At 40.7% G+C, this 2,204-nt stretch carries 1 protein-coding gene and 1 pseudogene; both read right to left on the reverse strand.

Annotation, left to right across the window (positions count from 1 at the left end; all coding sequences use genetic code 11):
- A pseudogene (locus FEK47_RS24065) lies at window positions 1-1,236 on the reverse strand (autotransporter outer membrane beta-barrel domain-containing protein); the annotation flags it as partial.
- Between the two features lie 809 nt (window positions 1,237-2,045).
- On the reverse strand, window positions 2,046-2,204 hold a 159-nt coding region (locus FEK47_RS24070), incomplete at its 5' end, for an autotransporter outer membrane beta-barrel domain-containing protein (RefSeq protein ID WP_138183319.1).

Raw genomic sequence — 2,204 nt, forward strand, 5'->3', positions numbered from 1 at the left:
GTTAATGGTTAGTGTGGTCGGTGTGAACTCGTGGCCCTGTTCATACGAAGACAACGTTGTTGTTCCAGCCAGCGTCAGCGTTTTTAACGCTTGCGAATAACCGTTTAAATCGAGATGGCCTTCACTGTCGACAATATAATCGGAGTTGGGACTGAAGGTATTTTCTTTACCTGCGCGTAGGCTGCCTTTGGTTATATAGGTATCACCAGCATAGTTATTCGAGCCGGATAATGTGGTTGTCCCAGAACCTACCTGGTTAACCTGGCCGTTCCCCTGGATAGGTGAGGCCAGGATAAAATCGGTACTGGAGTGATTAAAGTTTACTATCGAAGAGGAAGAAGCATCTGCGGCTCCCAAATGAATAAATGGCGTATTAATCGAACCAGCAGGCTGTTCAGCCTCACCTTGCGCACCACCAATATTTAAAACGCCTGTGGCGCCAGGTGCGAGAGTAACCCAGATAAACGAATTGGCATTGATTATTGCACCGTTATTAACGGTAAGGATACCTGTAGTATTGAAAGCAAAATCTGGGCTGAATCCACCAAGATAAACATATTCAGCATTCAATGTTGAATTTTTACCATCAACCAGAACCTCGCCATAACTATTACGATTTTTTGATGCACCACTGCCTGGATAAGCATATCCAATAGCTATCTGAGCTGATGTAGTGAGTGTACCGCCATTCGTAATACGTAAATAGCCGGTTCCCTGATCGCCAACGAGAGTAACGTTAGAGGAAACTGATGAGTTTTCCCCATCAATAACCATCAAACCTTTGGCATCACCATAATATTCACCAATCCTTAGTTCCTGCAGGCCACTTATCTTACTGCCTTCTAATACATATACGGTGCCGGAACCTTCATTTGTACCCAAATACAAGTTAGATGTAGGAGCATTAAACTGCCAGTTGGTATGGTTGGATAAAGTGAGGGAACCTTCAGAGTTATTACCTACGGTAGCATGAGCAGTAATAAATGAAAGATTATCAATGAGTAATGAGCCATTAGAGTCTTTACCTACAGTCAAAGAAGTAAAATTATTCCATCCGGAATCGTAACCTTCAGAGGCAATGATTTTTGCTTCTTCGCCATTATTAATGATAACAGTACTATTTGCATCTGTGGGGGGGGGTACGGCCAGGGATACGGGTGTGGATAATATTGTTGAAATGGCTATAGCCAGGGTTGATAAAGTATGTTTTGTTAATTTCATATCACTCACTTTCATCCTTAAATTTAAATGGCGAGATGTTTTTTATTGCACTGTTTTTCTTCCTGAAGCCTTGTAAGGCGTAAACATGCAAGTTGCTAAATAAGAATATCTGTAATGTTATACACAATAAATTTATTAAAGTGTTAGTTGTTCATTGCATTGATTGGTTTTAGTGGTTTGTAAGTGGAGTTAATGCGGTTTTTTATATCATTTAGAAAAAAAGCACATCTAATAATCCCAAGGCTTATGTAAGTGAAATAAAGAAAAGGTATTAAAATCACATTAATAGATGATTGGTGGCTTTTTGTTCAGAAAAGTAATGCGGTTTGTGTGAATTTTATATTGGATTTTTGCGGAAGCAAGAATTTGAGATTTTTATGAAAATTAATTTAAGGAACACCTGCGATAATTGTCATGAGAGTTATTAAACAACAGGAGAAATGCGGTTATTGTTGAGAAAAATACAAATATATTCCCTTTTTCTGTAGGTTTTTCCTAACCGCTGAACGACTTATTAATCAACCCTGATGATGACTGTTAGCTTCAGGGTATTGGCCTAATCACGCATCATGGCCGGGTACGACGGTACCGTAAGAGAGGCCGGATATACGAATGCAATTAACTTCCGTTACACAGATGAAAAATAACTTGCACAACGGGAGGGGATATATACGGCGTGCAAAGGGTCCATAGTGATTTCACTCATAAATAAGCTGAATTAACTTCATCATATTTATAGTAAAAATGACTGAATGCGAGCGCGATCACAAAGACCGTAGATCTAAAAAGAGAGCCACCTGTACGTGACAGGTGGCAAAGTGGCATTAAAAGAGATATTTCATGCCCAACATTCCCTGGGTATCACTGTAACCGTTGTCACCCAACTGCTGGGCGACGTTGCCCCACAGTTGCAGACGCGGAGTAATCTGACCTTCCACCCCCGCTTTTAACTCGCCAGTGTTACGCGCGCCGATGATCTCATC

The sequence above is a fragment of the Escherichia sp. E3659 genome, from assembly GCF_005781135.1.
In the GTDB taxonomy this organism is placed as follows: domain Bacteria; phylum Pseudomonadota; class Gammaproteobacteria; order Enterobacterales; family Enterobacteriaceae; genus Escherichia.